The organism is uncultured Porticoccus sp., from assembly GCF_963975625.1.
GTDB lineage: Bacteria > Pseudomonadota > Gammaproteobacteria > Pseudomonadales > Porticoccaceae > Porticoccus.
This window is the reverse complement of record NZ_CAXBHS010000007.1, coordinates 61,865-78,343: the sequence shown is the minus strand read 5'-3', so window position 1 is coordinate 78,343 and position 16,479 is coordinate 61,865. Positions and strand designations below refer to the sequence as shown.

Annotated in this window: 13 protein-coding genes; 3 read left to right on the top strand and 10 right to left on the bottom strand. The window is 56.5% G+C overall.

Annotated elements, in window-relative coordinates; all coding sequences use genetic code 11:
- Positions 1–118: 118 nt before the first annotated feature.
- The 8 genes from parC to AACZ64_RS07920 form a co-directional block, all read right to left on the bottom strand.
- Entirely contained in the window at positions 119–2,374 is a 2,256-nt protein-coding gene (gene parC, locus AACZ64_RS07955) for a DNA topoisomerase IV subunit A (protein WP_293615077.1), read from the bottom strand.
- A 44-nt stretch (positions 2,375–2,418) separates the two neighbouring features.
- Positions 2,419–5,229, bottom strand: a complete 2,811-nt coding sequence (locus AACZ64_RS07950; RefSeq protein WP_293615076.1) for a DUF748 domain-containing protein — start codon at positions 5,227–5,229, stop codon at positions 2,419–2,421.
- Between the two features lie 62 nt (positions 5,230–5,291).
- Positions 5,292–7,175, bottom strand: coding sequence for a DNA topoisomerase IV subunit B (gene parE, locus AACZ64_RS07945; RefSeq protein ID WP_293615074.1), 1,884 nt, complete (start codon positions 7,173–7,175; stop codon positions 5,292–5,294).
- Positions 7,172–7,753, bottom strand: coding sequence for a YqiA/YcfP family alpha/beta fold hydrolase (locus tag AACZ64_RS07940; protein WP_293615073.1), 582 nt, complete (start codon positions 7,751–7,753; stop codon positions 7,172–7,174). Before AACZ64_RS07940 ends, parE begins: the two co-directional genes overlap by 4 nt.
- Positions 7,754–7,860: 107 nt before the next feature.
- Positions 7,861–8,658 carry a phosphodiesterase gene (locus tag AACZ64_RS07935; RefSeq protein ID WP_293615072.1) on the bottom strand — a complete coding sequence of 266 codons (798 nt, stop codon included), beginning with the start codon at positions 8,656–8,658 and terminating at the stop codon, positions 7,861–7,863.
- Positions 8,659–8,703: 45 nt separating this feature from the next.
- Complete coding sequence (locus AACZ64_RS07930) at positions 8,704–9,168, bottom strand: DUF1249 domain-containing protein (RefSeq protein ID WP_293615071.1); 465 nt, start codon at positions 9,166–9,168, stop codon at positions 8,704–8,706.
- A 70-nt stretch (positions 9,169–9,238) separates the two neighbouring features.
- Positions 9,239–9,844: an NUDIX domain-containing protein gene (locus tag AACZ64_RS07925; protein WP_293615070.1), complete on the bottom strand. Its 606-nt coding sequence runs from the start codon at positions 9,842–9,844 to the stop codon at positions 9,239–9,241.
- 45 nt (positions 9,845–9,889) lie between these two features.
- Positions 9,890–10,144, bottom strand: coding sequence for a hypothetical protein (locus AACZ64_RS07920; protein ID WP_293615069.1), 255 nt, complete (start codon positions 10,142–10,144; stop codon positions 9,890–9,892).
- On the opposite strand from AACZ64_RS07920, the gene AACZ64_RS07915 reads away from it, so the two are divergent.
- Positions 10,139–11,554: a TolC family outer membrane protein gene (locus AACZ64_RS07915; RefSeq protein WP_293615068.1), complete on the top strand. Its 1,416-nt coding sequence runs from the start codon at positions 10,139–10,141 to the stop codon at positions 11,552–11,554. The genes AACZ64_RS07920 and AACZ64_RS07915 overlap by 6 nt on opposite strands.
- Here the strand turns inward: AACZ64_RS07915 and waaA are convergent.
- A complete protein-coding gene (waaA, locus tag AACZ64_RS07910) occupies positions 11,532–12,812 on the bottom strand; it encodes a lipid IV(A) 3-deoxy-D-manno-octulosonic acid transferase (protein WP_293615067.1) in 1,281 nt (426 codons plus the stop codon). The two genes, AACZ64_RS07915 and waaA, sit on opposite strands and share 23 nt — an antisense overlap.
- A gap of 156 nt (positions 12,813–12,968) precedes the next feature.
- Between waaA and AACZ64_RS07905 the strand changes: the two genes are divergently transcribed.
- Positions 12,969–14,195 carry an FAD-dependent oxidoreductase gene (locus AACZ64_RS07905; RefSeq protein ID WP_293615066.1) on the top strand — a complete coding sequence of 409 codons (1,227 nt, stop codon included), beginning with the start codon at positions 12,969–12,971 and terminating at the stop codon, positions 14,193–14,195.
- Positions 14,196–14,197: 2 nt separating this feature from the next.
- On the top strand, positions 14,198–14,992 hold the full coding sequence (locus AACZ64_RS07900; protein WP_293615065.1) for an aldo/keto reductase: 795 nt from the start codon (positions 14,198–14,200) through the stop codon (positions 14,990–14,992).
- Between the two features lie 12 nt (positions 14,993–15,004).
- Here the strand turns inward: AACZ64_RS07900 and hldE are convergent, their stop codons facing one another.
- On the bottom strand, positions 15,005–16,429 hold the full coding sequence (hldE, locus tag AACZ64_RS07895) for a bifunctional D-glycero-beta-D-manno-heptose-7-phosphate kinase/D-glycero-beta-D-manno-heptose 1-phosphate adenylyltransferase HldE (RefSeq protein WP_293615064.1): 1,425 nt from the start codon (positions 16,427–16,429) through the stop codon (positions 15,005–15,007).
- Positions 16,430–16,479 lie beyond the last annotated feature (50 nt).

The following is a 16,479-nucleotide window of genomic DNA, read 5'->3' as shown; positions in this document are numbered from 1 at the left end:
TGTTCATCCTCTGGACGAGATTTATACGGTGGGCAGCAGCCCCGCTCTAACCACTTCAAATATAGTGAAAATCACTCAGCCGGTAAACAGCAAAGTGAGCAACGCGACCAAACCGGCGTTAATCATTACCGGCCACCTCCACCCTGTCCACTTTCTGGAAGCCCCGGGGCAGTTTATTGCCACGGCGGCCGCGCTCTCCGCGATAATGCTCAAGATCGCTGGCCCTGATGTTCAGATGACGTTTACCCGAGAACACCAGCAATTGCTGCGCCGGGGTCACGACCGCCACCGCCACCATAAACTCTTCCCGGGACTGAACTCGGGAGGAGGGTATACTGAGGATCTTGTTTCCCTTGCCTCGCGCCAAACGGGGGAGCTCTGCCAGTGGAAACGCCAACATACGGCCTTCGTTGCTGACAGCCACCACCAGACTGTTTTCACGGTCAGAAATCGCCACCGGCTTGATGACCCGACCACCCTTGGGAATCGTCAGGGTCGTTTTACCCGCCCGGTTTTTACTGTGCAGGTCTGCCAGATTGGCCATAAAACCGTAACCGGCATCAGTGGCCATCAGTACCTGTTGCGAATCATCGCCCATTATCACGCTCACAAAACCGGCGCCGGAAGGGGGATTAAGGCGACCGGTGACGGGCTCACCCTGCCCCCTCGCCGAGGGCAGGTTGTGGACCGCCAGCGAATAGGTTCGACCGGTGGAATCCAGTAAAACCACTGACTGATTACTGCGCCCCCTGGCCGCACAGAGAAAGCGATCGCCGGATTTATAGCTGAGTGATGCACCATCGACCTCATGGCCTTTGGCAGCGCGTATCCAGCCTTTTTCCGATAACACCACCGTGACCGGTTCGGACACCAGCAGTTCGGTTTCAGAAAATGCCTTGGCTTCTTCGCGGCGGGTCAGTGGTGAACGGCGTTCATCACCGAATTCATCGGCCACGACCAGCAGTTCATTGCGCACCAGGGTCTTGAGACGCTTTGCAGAACCGAGAATTTTTTCCAGCTCGAGTTTTTCCGCCGCCAGCGCTTCCTGCTCGGCACGTATGCGAACCTCCTCCAATCGGGCCAACTGACGCAGCTTGGTATCGAGAATGTACTCTGCCTGGATATCACTGAGACTAAAACGCTGGATCAATACCGGTTTTGGCTCATCCTCACTGCGAATAATGTGAATCACTTCATCGATATTCAGAAAGGCGATCAACAGGCCTTCCAGCAGGTGCAGCCGGTGGTCCACCTTGTCCAGCCGGAACTGCAACCGACGGCGCACGGTATCCATGCGGTAGGCGAGCCACTCGGTAAGAATTTTATTGAGGGGCTTCACTTCGGGGCGACCGTCCACTCCGATCATATTGAGGTTAACCCGATAGTTCTTTTCCAGGTCCGTGGTGGCAAACAAATGCTGCATCAACCCGTCCAGATCAACCCGGTTGGAGCGGGGTACAATCACCAGCCTGGTCGGATTCTCGTGATCGGACTCATCGCGCAAATCCGCAACCATCGGTAACTTTTTGGCCTGCATCTGGGCGGCAATCTGTTCCAGAACCCGGGCGCCAGATACCTGAAAAGGCAGGCCGGTGACGATAATATCGCCCTGTTCCGACTGCCAGACAGCGCGCATTTTCAGGCTGCCCCGGCCGGTCTCATAGGTTTTCAGGATATCCTCCCGGGGCGTAATCACTTCCGCTTCGGTGGGATAATCCGGTCCCTGTATATGCTCACACAATTCCGCCGTGGTAGCGCCTGGCTGATCCAGTAAATGTACGCAGGCACTGATTAACTCCCGCAGGTTGTGCGGTGGAATGTCTGTAGCCATGCCCACAGCAATACCGGTCGTACCATTCAATAACACATGGGGGGCGCGTGCCGGCAGTGTGATGGGCTCATCGAGGGTACCGTCAAAATTGGCTTTCCAGTCAACCGTACCCTGAGCCAACTCCGACAACAGCAGCTCGGCAAAATGCGCCAGCTTCGATTCCGTATAACGCATTGCAGCAAAGGATTTTGGGTCATCGGATGAACCCCAGTTACCCTGGCCGTCCACCAGGGGATAGCGGTAGGAGAACGGCTGCGCCATCAATACCATCGCCTCATAGGCCGCGCTGTCCCCGTGGGGATGGAATTTACCGATGACGTCACCCACGGTGCGGGCGGATTTCTTGTGCTTGGCCGTGGATTTGAGCCCCAGCTCACTCATGGCATAAATGATTCGCCGCTGAACCGGCTTCAGGCCATCACCGATATGCGGCAATGCCCGATCGAGAATCACATACATGGAGTAATCAAGGTAGGCTTTTTCGGTATAGCTGCGCAGCGGTATCTGTTCAATCGCCGGATTAATGATGGTGGTCTCTGTCATAAATTTTACTGCTCGTGCGGTGACAACGGGTTTGCGGTTATGGATTACTGGCCAACGGTAATGGACATCTCCGGGCGCAGGGTACTGGTCTGATCAAGTTTTCCAGTACAGAGGACCATCTGCCCCTGATCAATACCCCGATCAATCAGGTACTGCTTGGCGGCTGCGGTGCGCTGATTGGCCAGCGCGGCCAAACCGGCAGATTGCTCTGCCGTGATGTCGGGAGGCGGGGGATTTTCCTCTGATGACTGCGGACTTGCCAGCTCATCCGGTGAAAATTGCGCGGCCCAGTCCTGCAGGGTAGCGGGCGCACAGAACACCAATTGCAGCTGCTGGCGTTTTTGCAGCATGTCCGAGAGACGGTTGAGATTAGCCTCGCCGGCATCATCCAATGCCGCCGTACCCGGCGCAAAGACCACCGGCTCAAACCCCATCCCGGCCAGGCTGTCGCCAACCAACGTCTTCACCACCAGCCCAAAAGGCAGGTAATAATTGATCACCGTCTCTTTAATCACCTTGAACATGACCTTGTTGACAATATGCCTGATGGAAAAAGTCGGCGAATTGATATTGCCGCTAATCGGCAGCTTCAATTCGATCATGCCATTTTTATCGCGCAACAATGACAGGGCGAACTCCAGTGGTACGCCCAGCTCAGCGGCACCCGCTTCAAGGTCGGCTTTGCTCACCGGTGATACCTGCAGCTTGTGGAAGCGGGTGGTGACCACCGCATCAATGGTATCTTCAAGAATATCGACACTCATGTCGACATCTACCAGCCCCTGGTCGAGGTGATAACCGCTGAATTTTTTTGCGTAACCGGAAATGTCGCGCACATCAATGCCTTTGATCTCCCCTTCGAGATCTGTGCTTATGGTGTCGCCAAAGGGGGCAATCTGGCCTGCCAGGGACAGCGCACCAAACTGATTCAGAGCCATATTCAGATTCACATCAGCAGAGGTATCAGGTCTGTCACCGCCAAGATGGCTGACCCTTACATCAACGTCAGTAAAGTGTTGATCCAGCGGCGGCGACACACTTTCGTCCAATACGTGCAACCGGCCCTGCTCGCCAATCGTCAGAGACGCCAGTTGCAGCTTTAACGGCGGCGCGTTTTCTGTGGCGGGTTGCGAATCCTCTGACCCACCCGCAGCCGGCTCGTCATCCTGCCCCAGCAAAACGGCGAGCTCGCTGAACATCGACAGCATGCCATCGGCATTGCGGTGCACAAAGATCTCGGGATCGCCTATCTGGAGTTTCCCGAGACTGAGCGTACCGGAATTTTTTGCTAGGTTGTCCAGGGATAACCGGGGGATTTGCACATAGTGACTCACCTTGGCGGTACCCGGGGCGGGCGCAAGAAAATCCACCGTGGACACCTCCAGCCGGGCCAGCTCGACCTGATCGCTGGCAAGTTTCAACTGTTGCAAACCGAGCGCATCGAGCGACAGTAACTCACGATCGGCGAAAACGGCCAGCGATCCCAGTTGCAGATCACCCATCTCAAAACCCATGGCAACGGGTTCCTCCGCTGGCGGTTCAACACCCTCCGCGACACCATCATTTTTTTCCGGCGTCAGCGCAAGCTGATTGATCAGCGTTGGTGCAAATGCCAGTGCGCCCTGCGGGCCGGTCTCCAGGCGCACCTGAAGGTCGCCCAGCGTCAGTCCGGCGATAGCGACATCCCGGTTCACATCAAGCCCCCGCACCTCAAGACTGTCCAACGCCAGTGCCTCCTCTGCACCGGGGAGCAGGTTGAGATGGCCGAGGGCCAGGGTATCCACCGCCACCGCTGCACCTGCCAACCGCATATCGCTGAACCGCAGTTTGCCGGCAGACAATAGTGGTCGGTCAGCCGCAATGTCGAGTTGCCGCAGGGCAAACTGCTTCAGCTTGATCTGCCTGTCGTCTGCCTCGCCACTCGCATCGACAGCCCCCTGGGAAGCAGTCTCGGACGAGAGCTGGCCCACGCGTTTCAGCAGTGCCGGCGCAAATGTCAGACCATTGGTCTGGTCGAGTGCCAGCCCGACAGCAAGGGCATCAAGCGATACGGAATTCAGTTCCACATCTTCCGCAAGGTTGAAACCGGTCAACACCAGCTCATTCAGTTGCACGGCAGGCGTGTCCCCCGGCAACAGAGCCAGCGACTGAAGATTGACCGTCTCCAACTGCCAGCGAGTCATATCGGGACTGCTCAGACCGGTGACGGACAGTGACTCGACCGCCGCCAGTTGCAGGGGGTCAAGCCGGTCAAACCAGCGCAGCCCACGGAGTGATACGCCGGGCAGCGACAGTGAGGGCATCTCACCCAATGCTATGGTGAGGTCACTGAGCCGCAATGCATCCAGCCCGGCACACTGGTTCGCCTGCTGTTCACCGCGCTCATTCATCGGGAGGTAACAAAATGTCAGATCGCGAAGCTGAAACTGATCCAGCGCCAATCGCTCAAACAGTGGCGGGCCCGCTGTATCCGGCGCGGCCTCGTCGGTGGGCAATGGGATACCGCCCACACGCAGACCGGAAGGCGTCATCGCCAGATCAAGCGTCAACCCTTCAATGGATACCTCTTCAATGTACAGGCTGTTTTCAAAGAGGGGGTTCCAGGCAATATCGAACAACAGCTGGTCGAGTATCAATCGCTCACCGTCGGGAGACTGGATGTGGACGTTGTTCACTTGCACCGTGCCCAGCATCGGGCGGATTTCCACATAACCGATATCGGCATCCAGCCCTTGCTGCTCAAGCCAGACAGTGCCTTGCCAGCGAATCATAAACGGCAGCAGTGAAAGCACCACAACTACCAGCAGCGCAACGCTGATCAGACTCCAGCGGAGAAACATCTGTAGCTTTTTCATGGAATTTTCTCCCCGGAAACATTCCGTCGAATCATACCGCGCACTTACTCATTGGCCAGGGCCTAGACATCCGCCAGATTGCCGCTCAGCTCCAGCCAGGCCTTGCGGTCTGACGCCCGCTTCTTCGACAACAGCATGTCCAGCAGGCTATTGGTATCGTCACCGGCTTCAATGGTCAGTTGAACGAGCCGGCGGGTGTCCGGATCCATGGTGGTCTCACGCAACTGGATGGGGTTCATTTCACCCAGCCCCTTGAATCGCTGTACATTGACTTTCCCTCGTTTCTTCTCCGCTTCAATGCGATCCAGCAGGCCTCTTTTTTCCCCTTCATCCAGCGCGTAATAAACCTCTTTGCCCACATCGACCCGATACAGGGGCGGCATGGCCACATACACGTGCCCCGCCGCCACCAGTGGCCGGAAGTGCCGTACAAACAGGGCGCACAATAAGGTGGCAATGTGCAAACCGTCGGAGTCCGCATCGGCGAGAATACAGATCTTGTGGTACCTTAGCGTCGCCAACCCTTCACTCGACGGGTCTATGCCCAGGGCCACAGAGATATCGTGTACCTCCTGAGAGGCGAGGATTTCCTGACTGTCCACTTCCCAGGTATTAAGAATTTTTCCCCGCAGCGGCATGATCGCCTGAAACTCTCGGTTGCGAGCCTGCTTGGCAGACCCCCCGGCGGAGTCGCCCTCCACCAGAAACAGTTCCGACAGCTCGGGGCTGTCGCTGGAACAGTCTGCAAGCTTCCCCGGCAGCGCCGGCCCGGCCGTAATGCGCTTGCGCGCCACCTTCTTGCTATCCTTGAGTCGCCGCTGGGCGTTGTTGATACAGAGTTCGGCAAGCTGTTCGGCATCTTCCGTGTGCTGATTCAACCACAGACTGAACGCATCCTTCACCACGCCCGATACAAATGCCGCCGCTTCGCGAGAGGAAAGGCGCTCTTTGGTCTGGCCGGAAAATTGTGGGTCTGCCAGTTTGGAGGAGAGGACAAAACAGCATTTGTCCCAGATATCATCCGGCGCCAGCTTCACGCCGCGCGGCAGCAGATTGCGAAACTCACAGAATTCCCGCAGAGCCTCCAGCAAGCCAGTGCGCAAGCCATTGACGTGAGTACCACCCTGCGTGGTGGGTATCAGATTAACGTAGCTCTCCTGGGTCAACTCGCCGCCATCAGGCAGCCACTGCAGCGCCCAGTCCACGGCCTCGCTCTCGGACGCGTAACTGCCGGTGAAGGGGGTTATCGGCAGCACCTCCCAGCCAGTGGTCGTCCCCTGCAGATAATCGGCCAGGCCATCCTCGTAACACCAGCTTTCGGTTTGACCGCTGTTCTCGTCGGTAAAATTTACCGTCAGCCCAGCACAGAGCACCGCTTTGGCTCGCAGCACATGCCGCAAGCGGGAAACCGAGTACTTGACCGTATCAAAGTATTTCGGATCCGGTAAAAAGCGCAGCTCGGTACCGGTATTGCGCTGGCCACAACTGTCCACCACTTTCAGATCAGAAACCTTGTCACCGCCGGCAAAACCCATGCGATAAACCTGGCCATCGCGGCGAATCGTCACTTCCAGCTTGCTGGATAATGCATTCACCACCGAAACACCGACACCGTGCAGACCGCCAGAGAACTGATAATTTTTGTTGGAAAATTTGCCTCCCGCGTGCAGCGTGGCAAGAATCACTTCCACCCCCGGCAAGCCCTGTTCCGGATGCATATCCACGGGCATGCCGCGGCCATTGTCAGCCACCGCGAGAGAGCCATCGCGGTAGAGCGTGACGTCGATCTTGCTGGCGTGACCGGCAAGGGCTTCGTCGACACTGTTGTCGATAACCTCCTGGGCAAGATGGTTGGGGCGGGTGGTATCCGTGTACATTCCCGGACGCTTTCTGACCGGATCAAGGCCTGTGAGAACTTCAATATCTTCAGCGGTATACTTATTCATGAAACCCCGGTTGCTAACCCCAAAAATTCGATAATGGCAGGCAGATGTCGCTCATAGTGTTGAAAGCTGTGATCACCACCCTGCTCAATGGTCATTCGGCAGCCGTTGTATCGGGACTCGGCCAGTCTGTAGTTCAGCACCTCGTCACCGGTTTGCAGCAGTACCCAGTAATTGGCGAGATTCTGCAATACCGGCACCTCCAGGTCTTTTACGGCATTCACATGGCACTGCTCCAGATGATAGCGCTCGCCGGTATGGTAATTGGCATTGACACCCAGATAATCCACCATCATGTCATAAGGCTTTACGGCGGGATTTATCAGCACCGCCTTCAATCGATATTTTTCTGCCAGCCAGGTAGCATAGTAACCACCCATTGAGCTGCCCACCAACCCCACCGGCCCACCCGCTTTTTCCACTTCCAGCTGTAATTGAGCAATGGCCCTTGCCGGATCGCTGGCAAGCGCCGGGCAGACAAAAGAGACCTCCGGACAGTTTTTCTGCAACCAGGCCGCCGTCTGACGCGCCTTGAGCGAGGCGGGCGAACTGTTGAAACCATGAATGTAGACGAGGGGCATGATTGAAATACAGCCTGCAGCAGCAATCGAGGAGGGATTATAACGCTATCGATGGACAGTGACAGACTGTGACGGTCATGCCCAACTGCCCTAACGATCAGAAAATATCAGTACCCACTGCAGCGATGGTCCACCTGCTGCTCCACACCGGCAACGAAACCTTCACCGGTTTTCAGGCGGCCATCCGAGTAGAGATCAATCCAGCGATAGCCCGGGGGCTGCTCGGACAATTCGAAACCATCACTGCCCGGGGCAAACTGAAAACAGGTCGAAGGAGCACTGTGCACACCCACGCCCTGCCAGGAGATCGAAAATGCCTGGTGTACATGGCCGGCAAAAAGTGCCCTGACCCCGGGACACCTGGCCACCAGCTCAGCCAGTTGTCCATGGTTGCCAACCCGGTGTTTGTCGAGCCACCGGCAGCTGATTTCAACCGGCATATGGTGCATAAACAACAGGACATACTCATCGCGGTAGCGATGCAGCAGGTCTGCCAACTCAGCCAATTCGGTCTCAGACAAGTGCCCCCCCACCTCATCCGCCTGGGCACTGACCAGAAAAATTGCCACCCAGTTACCCAGTTCGACGACTCGCCTGAACGGCTGACGGAGTACTTTGCGCATCAGCGGGAAGTCGTCGTGATTGCCCGGCAGCCAGGCAAAAGACCGGGGTTGTTCTGCCATGACTTCATTGAATAAATGGTATGCAGCTTCATCACCGTCACCGGCAATATCCCCGGTCACCGCCAACAGCTCAGGCGCCACATCCTGGTCGGGCAGGGCCTTCAGCACCTGACCAAGACTCTGATAAGTGTTGATGCCCGCCAATTTGAAATCACGACCGGGCCCGAGATGGCTATCCGATAATTGCAGTATTCGGGCAATGTGCCGGGTGCTGTGCTGCAAGATGATTCGACTCCCCTTTAATACTCACTGGCAACGGCAAGCCAGTCAGTCGCATCCGTATGGCGTTTCGCCGAATAACGGCTCCAGATGATAACCATATTTCAGGCAATGGGATAACCACTCTCCCAAAAAACGATTCCATTGTGCCTTTTCATCCTGATGATACATCTGCCGGTTGGGATAATCGTAACGAGGCCTGATTTGCCGGACACCCTCCCAAGACAACACCTCTGCAACGCGGGCATCGTGATAAAGACGCAACTTCAGTATCGGCAGTTTAAACCAACCATCTCTGCCACCATCCCGGGCGCCCTGAGACAGTTCAAGCAGCGTGGTGTAAGCGGTCTGCTCGCGCGCAATCAACCGCAATACATGCTCACCGTCGTGACACAGACCGATTCTGCGCTCGCCACCATCCGTCATGCCGGGAAATAGCTTCATGAGCCGCATGTAATTCGCATCACATTCGGCCATATACCCGATCAGGTCTACTTTGTAGCGTACTTTCATCTTGGCAATCACTGTACTCAGTCACATTTTTAGAGGCTTTGTTCCCCGGCATCAGAAATGGCGTACCCCGTCACACAATATGTGGATAGTTCATGCGCAACCACATCAAACTGATTGTTGTTGCTGCATTATTGCACTGGCCTTCATCAAGTAGGTCAAAAGCCTCGGCCCGCGACATAACATGGAGCTTAATATCCTCCGACTCATGATCCAGCCCGTAAATGCCACCCGCTGCACTCAAGTCCAGCAGTGCGCAGAACAGATACATGCGCTCGCTGGTATTACCAGGGCTGACCCAGTAATCGCAGATCGGCAGCAGCCGATCGGGAATCAGATCCGCCTCCTCAAGGGTCTCGCGTCTGGCCACCTCTTCGAGTTGTTCACCCGGTTCAACCATCCCGGCAACCACCTCATATAACCAGGGGCTTTCGGCGCCCTCCAGCGCCCCCACACGAAACTGCTCCGCCAGAGCCAATAGTTCATGTTGTGGATCATAGAGCAGCACACCCACGCAACTGCCCCGCTCGAATAATTCCCGCACAATGGGCTCTGACCAGTCGCCGGAGAACAGTTTATGGCGCAGGGTCAGTTTTATCATCGAGAAAAAGCCACGAAACAGCTGTTCACGGCCGAGCACCTCGACATCCTTCCCTGTGTAGCGATCCGCCTCGGACATAGCCAACCCCCTTTTTTTACACTGTAACCGATACCCATTCGCGGGTCATGCTTTCAGGGGCAATAAACGGCTCTTGACGGCCAGCACGCCACCAGCACATCCTCTCATCAAAAAACGGCCAACCGGCAAATTTTCCTGACTCAAACTCATGTCACTCCCAGCATTCACAATACCTGAAACCTCATCAGCTGCGCAGGCTATTTCGAAACCCAGCTCCAAGGACAGGGCCATGTTCCAATGTTCAAAATCTGCTAGACTCTCGCGCTGACAAGCCACCTGATGGAAGGATTTCCGATGCACCCTTTGAAATATCTACGCTGTCTGGCACTGGTTTTGATCAGCCCTTTTGCCGTCGGCGAGACGCTGTCTCAGATTTATGAACAGGCGGTGGAACACGACCCACAATTGCGGGCCGCTCAGGCTGCATTCCGGGCGGGCAGTGAGTCAAAAAATATTGCCCGTGCCGGCCTGCTGCCACAAATTACCGCAAGAGGCGAGTACGAAGAACTGGAGTCTGACGGAGCAAACACCACCGTGCTGGGACAGGGCGCTGTCTTCGGTCGTGAGGGTCATACGGATACGGATACAAAGGGCTATTCCATCAGCCTGACACAGCCAATTTTCGACCTGCCCGCCTGGTTCACCTTTCAGCAGGGCAAGGCGCTCAGCGAACAGGCCCGGCTGCAGTTTGCCGCCGATCAGCAGCTCCTGATCCTCCGCACTGCCGACGCCTATTTTGAGGTTCTGCGGGCCAGAGAAAATCTGGAAACGGCCCTGGCCGAACAAAAAGCCATCCAGCGGCAACTCGAACAAACCACAGAACGCTTCGAAGTGGGCCTGCTGCCCATTACCGATGTCCACGAAGCTCAGGCGGCCTTTGATAGTGCCAAGGTAAACACCCTGGAAATCCGCGGTGCACTGGATATCGCCTTTGAGGGTTTAACCGTACTCACCGGCCAGCGGTATGAACAACTGGCGGGTCTGATGCCGGATTTCCCGATTGTCGATCCCCAACCCCTCAGCCGCGAAGACTGGGTTCAGTTTGCCCTGCAGAATAACTTCACACTGCAGGCCACCAAATACCAGCGGGATGCAGCCGAAGAAAACGCCAACTCGAAAAAATACGAGCATGCCCCCACTTTGTCGGGCTCGATATCCTATTTTGACGATCAGTCAAAAAGTGAATTTAGAGGGCGGGATATCCGTGATCCCCCCAACCCGTATTACATCAGCCCGTCGGAAACCAAGCAGGACGGCCATGTGGTGGGGCTGCAGCTGACTATCCCCATTTTTACCGGGGGTCTGATCAGCGCCGAGCGCCGGCAGGCCTTTCATCAATCGGTTGAAGCAAAGGAAATTTTTACCGGCGCACAACGCAACACTGTGCAGCAGGCCCGCTCCCAACACCTGTCCGTTCTCACCGACAAAGCCCGGGTCAACGCCAGAAACCAGGCTATCACCTCGGCAGCCAGTGCGCTGGAAGCAACGCAGGCCGGCTATGATGCGGGGACTCGCAACATTGTCGATGTGCTGCTCGCCCAGCAAAACCTCTACCAGGCACGCCGCGACTACGCTAATGCACGTTTCGATTATATCGGCAGCCTGTTGCGCCTGAAGGAAGTAGCCGGTCAATTGAGTCCGGAAGACATTTATCAGCTCAATGCCTGGCTGGACCCCGCCATCAATGTTACCAAGGCTGGCGTTCGATAACCGCCAATAACCGATCAAGCGCACCGCGATTCTTCTCGGCCACGATTTTTGCTGCCACCCCCATCTGGGCGGCAGTTTCGGGGTCGCCCAGCAGCAACGTCACGCTGTCAGCAATTGATCGGGCATCTTTGCAGATCGCCATGCCGCCGGCCTCCAGCAACAACCTGGAAGCATCGGCAAAATTAAACAGGTGTGGGCCACTCAATACCGGCACCTGCCAGGCTGCCGGTTCAATCAGGTTGTGGCCGCCGGTGGGCACCAGACTGCCGCCGACAAAGGCGATATCGCAGGCACCAAAAAACACCAGCAGTTCGCCCATGGTATCGCCGATCAGTACCTGATCCGTCTCAGCAGGGGGCTTTCCACTACTGCGGCGCACAGTGTTTAACCCCCTCGTCAGACAACGCTGTGTCACGTCGTCGAAGCGCTCCGGGTGCCGGGGCACCAGCACCAACAACAGTGCCGGGACATGTTGGCGAATCCGCTCAAAAGCATCGAGCAAAATATCATCTTCCCCGCGATGTGTGCTGGCGACCAACAGAATCGGACGCCCACACCCGGCCTGCCACTGGGCCTTCAGCCGCGCAGCCCTGGCCCGCATCGGCTCATCCAGCGTCAGGTCAAACTTGATATTCCCCGTCACAAGCAGTTGTGGTGCCGGCAAACCCAATGCCAGAAACCGATTGCCGTCTTCTTCGTGCTGCACAGCAACGTAATTGATACTCCGCAACATCGGCCCCGTCAGAGCGGCAAATCGCCGGTAACCACGGGCCGACTTTTCCGACAGGCGGGCGTTGGCCAGCACCACAGGGATATCTTGATCGGCACAGCCGTGAATCAGGTTGGGCCAGAGTTCGGTCTCCATGATGATCAACAAGTCCGGGCGGACCCGTCGCAAAAAGCGATTCACCGCACAGGGAAGGTCATAGGGCGCATAGACGTGATAGACCGTATCGCCAAACGTGTTTTTGACACAGGCTGAGCCGGTCGGCGTCATCGTGGTCACCGCCAGTTGCGCCTCGGGATAGCGCTGTTGAAGCCGCCGAATCATTGGCACCGCTGCAAGCGTCTCCCCCAGTGATACCGAATGAACCCAAATGGTTTTTGTTGTCGTAGACTGGTTGGTGGTCGGCAAAAAACCAAAGCGTTCCGGCCAGCGCCGGCGATACTCCGGGGCTTTGGCACTTCGCCACAGTAGGCGTATCAGAATCAGAGGTATCAGCAGGTAGAACAATGCTGAATAAAAAAAACGTGCCAAAAAATTGTCTCCTGCCTGCCCTGTAATGGGCGGATTTGCGGAAAGCATAAAGATATTGGGCAGGGTATACTAGCGCCTTTGTGGCCTGTCAAAACAAATGGCTGACCGGCCCACCACTCATCGCTCGGCGAGCAGCAACAAGACCCTCTATTTTCTATGGAAAAAAGCCAAAACCACACCGACCTCAGTTGCGATATCGCCATTATTGGTGGAGGTATCGCCGGTCTCTGGTTGCTCAACAGGCTGGTCGAGGCTGGCTACAATGCGGTACTGCTTGAGCAAATGGCGCTGGGTGGCGATCAGACAGCCGCCAGCCAGGGCATGATTCACGGCGGTATAAAATATACACTCGGCGGCGGGCTCACTGGTGCCTCGGAAGCCATTGCCGACATGCCGGATCACTGGCGGGCCTGCCTCGCGGGTGAAGGCGACGTTGACCTTCGTGGAGCGGCCATTCTCAGCGATCATTTTTATCTGTGGTCCAGCAGCAGCACACTGTCGCGGATGACCGCCTTTCTCGCCAGCAAGGCGACCCGGGGCCGGGTCAACAGGGTCGACAAAAAGGACCGGCCCGATATTTTCCAGCACAGTGCATTCAAGGGCAGCCTCTACCAGTTGGTGGATATGGTTCTCGATGTCCCCACGGTGGTCAAGGCGCTGGCCGATAACTGCGCGGAACGGATTTTTCAGATTGACTGGCAACATGCCCACTGGCTTCGTAACGGCGACCAATCTGTAGCCATCAACTTTGAGCACAACCAGCAGAGCCGTCGGCTCGACGCTCACCAATTCGTACTGACTGCGGGTCAGGGCAATGAAGCGATGCTCAACGAACTCGGCATCAGCGCCCCACAAATGCAGCGCCGACCACTGCATCAGGTCATGATCAAACACCATTACCCACATCGGTTCTACGGCCACTGCCTGGGAACAGAAGCCACGCCCCGACTGACAATATCCAGCCACCCCTGCGCCGACGGCGCTCAGGTCTGGTATCTGGGGGGCAGTCTGGCAGAGAAGGGCGTTCACCAAACAGCTGAACAACTGATCGGGGCAGCCAAAGATGAGTTAGCTGCATTGATGCCCTGGGTCGATCTCGGCAACGCACAGTGGGCAACCTTGCGGGTGGACCGCGCTGAACCCCGACAACGCAATTTTGCCCGCCCCGATAAAGCATTTGTCTCTCGGGCAGAGAACTGCCCGAATATCATGGTCGCCTGGCCCACCAAGCTGACCCTGACCCCCAACCTTGCCGACCAGGCCATTGCCCTGATACAGGGGCAATCCCTGTTGCAACCTTCAGCAGCACCCATTCCCGAGCTTGGTTTTCTCGGACATCCACCACTGGCTACGACGCCGTGGCATACGGTTTTCGGAGAATAGCGGTGCTGCCCAGAAGACCTTTTGGGAGCACTGGCATCGACCTGAGTATTCTCGGTCTCGGCACCGTAAAACTCGGCCGCAACCAGGGTGTTAAATACCCCAATGACTTTGTCATACCGGATGATCAACAGGCCGCTCAACTCATCGGCATCGCCCGGGAACAGGGTATTAACCTGATCGACACCGCGCCCGCCTACGGGACCAGTGAAACCCGGTTGGGCCAGCTGCTGAAAGGACAGCGGGAGGCGTGGGTTATCTGCAGCAAGGTCGGCGAGGAGTTCGAGCAGGGAAAGTCCTTCTTTGATTTCACCCCGGAACACACCCGTTTCAGTGTTGAACGCAGCCTGAGACGCCTTTGCACAGAAATGATCGATATCGTGCTGGTTCACTCCGATGGTAACGATGAGGCCATCATACGAGACTACGGCACCCTGGATATGCTGGCCCAACTGAAGACAGAGGGGAAAATTCGTGCCTTTGGCATGTCCACAAAAACCATTGAGGGGGGGCTGCTAGCCGCCGAAAAATCCGATGCGGTCATGGTGACCTGGAATCTTCAGTACGACCGCGAATTGCCGGTGGTCGATTATTGCCTGGCACAGCACAAAGGCGTCCTGATCAAGAAAGCACTGGCCAGCGGCCACGCCACCCTGACGACAGGGGAGGATCCCGTGCAAAAAACCTTCCAGATGATTTTTCAGCATCCCGGCGTGAGCAGTGCGATTATCGGCACCATTAACCCCTCTCACCTGCTAGATAATATTGACAAGGCTATCCAGTCAACAGTAAGTAAGTAAGTAAGTAACTGCTTACTTTTCCTGAATTTTGCTGACAATAGCCGTTGTAGAGCAGTCGTCCAGAAAATCCAGGGCTGCGATCTGGCCACCATAGCCTTCGACAATTTGCCAGCCCACTACCTGCTCACGGCTGTAATCACCCCCTTTCACGAGGATGTCAGGACGGATCAGCTCAAGCAGCCGCTCCGGGGTGTCGTCTTCAAAAGAGACCACCCAGTCGACCGCCTCCAGGCCCGCCAAAACCGTCATACGCCGGTCTACCGGGTTGATCGGACGACCTTCACCCTTAAGCCGGGTCACGGAGGCATCAGAATTGATCGCAACAACCAGCCGGTCACCCAATTTCCGCGCCTGCTCCAGATAGCCCACATGACCGGCATGGAGAATGTCGAAACAACCGTTAGTAAATACAATCCGCTCGCCATGGGCACGGGCATCGGCGACATCGGCGGCTAACTGCTCTTCATTAACCACACCCCTCTCAAAGCCCTGCTCCTGTTGAATGGCGCGGCGCAGCTCTGGCATGCTGACGGTTGCTGTGCCCAGTTTACCCACCACGATGCCGGCGGCAATATTGGCCATGGCCACGGCCTCGGGCAAATTCTCACCGGCGGCTAGTGCAGCGGCCAACACCGAAATAACGGTGTCCCCGGCACCCGTAACATCGAACACTTCACGCGCTCTGGCCGGCAGGTGCAGTTCCCGCACCCCCTTGCGCAACAGGGTCATCCCCTGCTCACTGCGAGTGATCAAAAGGGCATCGATATCCAGCTGCTCGAGTAATGCGGCACCCTTATCTTCCAGTGTCTGTTCGTTTTCACAGGGCCCCACCACAGACTCGAACTCGGCAAAGTTGGGTGTCAGCAGTGTGGCACCACGATAACGCTCGTAATCGGTTCCCTTTGGATCCACCAGCACGGGAATACCCGCCTCCCGGGCGGCACGAATAAACTCCTGGGGTTGTTGCAATGCCCCTTTGGCATAATCGGACAGCACCAGTACACCGACATTGACCAACAGGGAAGCGGCTTTGGCAGGCAACTGATCGCAGTCCGCTGCTGAAAAGCTTTCCTCAAAATCGAGACGCAATAATTGCTGGTGTCGACTGATCACCCGCAATTTCGTGATTGTCGGTTTTGTGTCAGAAACTTGCAGATCCGCGTGGACGCCTGCAGAATCGAGACGGGCCCGCAACGCTGTGGCGGCTTCATCCCGACCGACAATGGCCACCAGCGATGCGCCGGCGCCCAGCGTGGCAATATTCAGGGCCACATTGCCTGCACCGCCCATACGGTCCTCACACTGGGCTACGTTGACAACCGGCACCGGGGCTTCAGGCGATATCCGAGAAGTATTGCCATGCCAATAGCGATCCAGCATCAGATCACCAACCACCAGAACCTGAGCCTTGTCAAAGCGAGGAACAGTCAATTTCATCGGAATTATCCAAGGGTAAATTGAGGGTATCTTACCATAGGGCACGACCT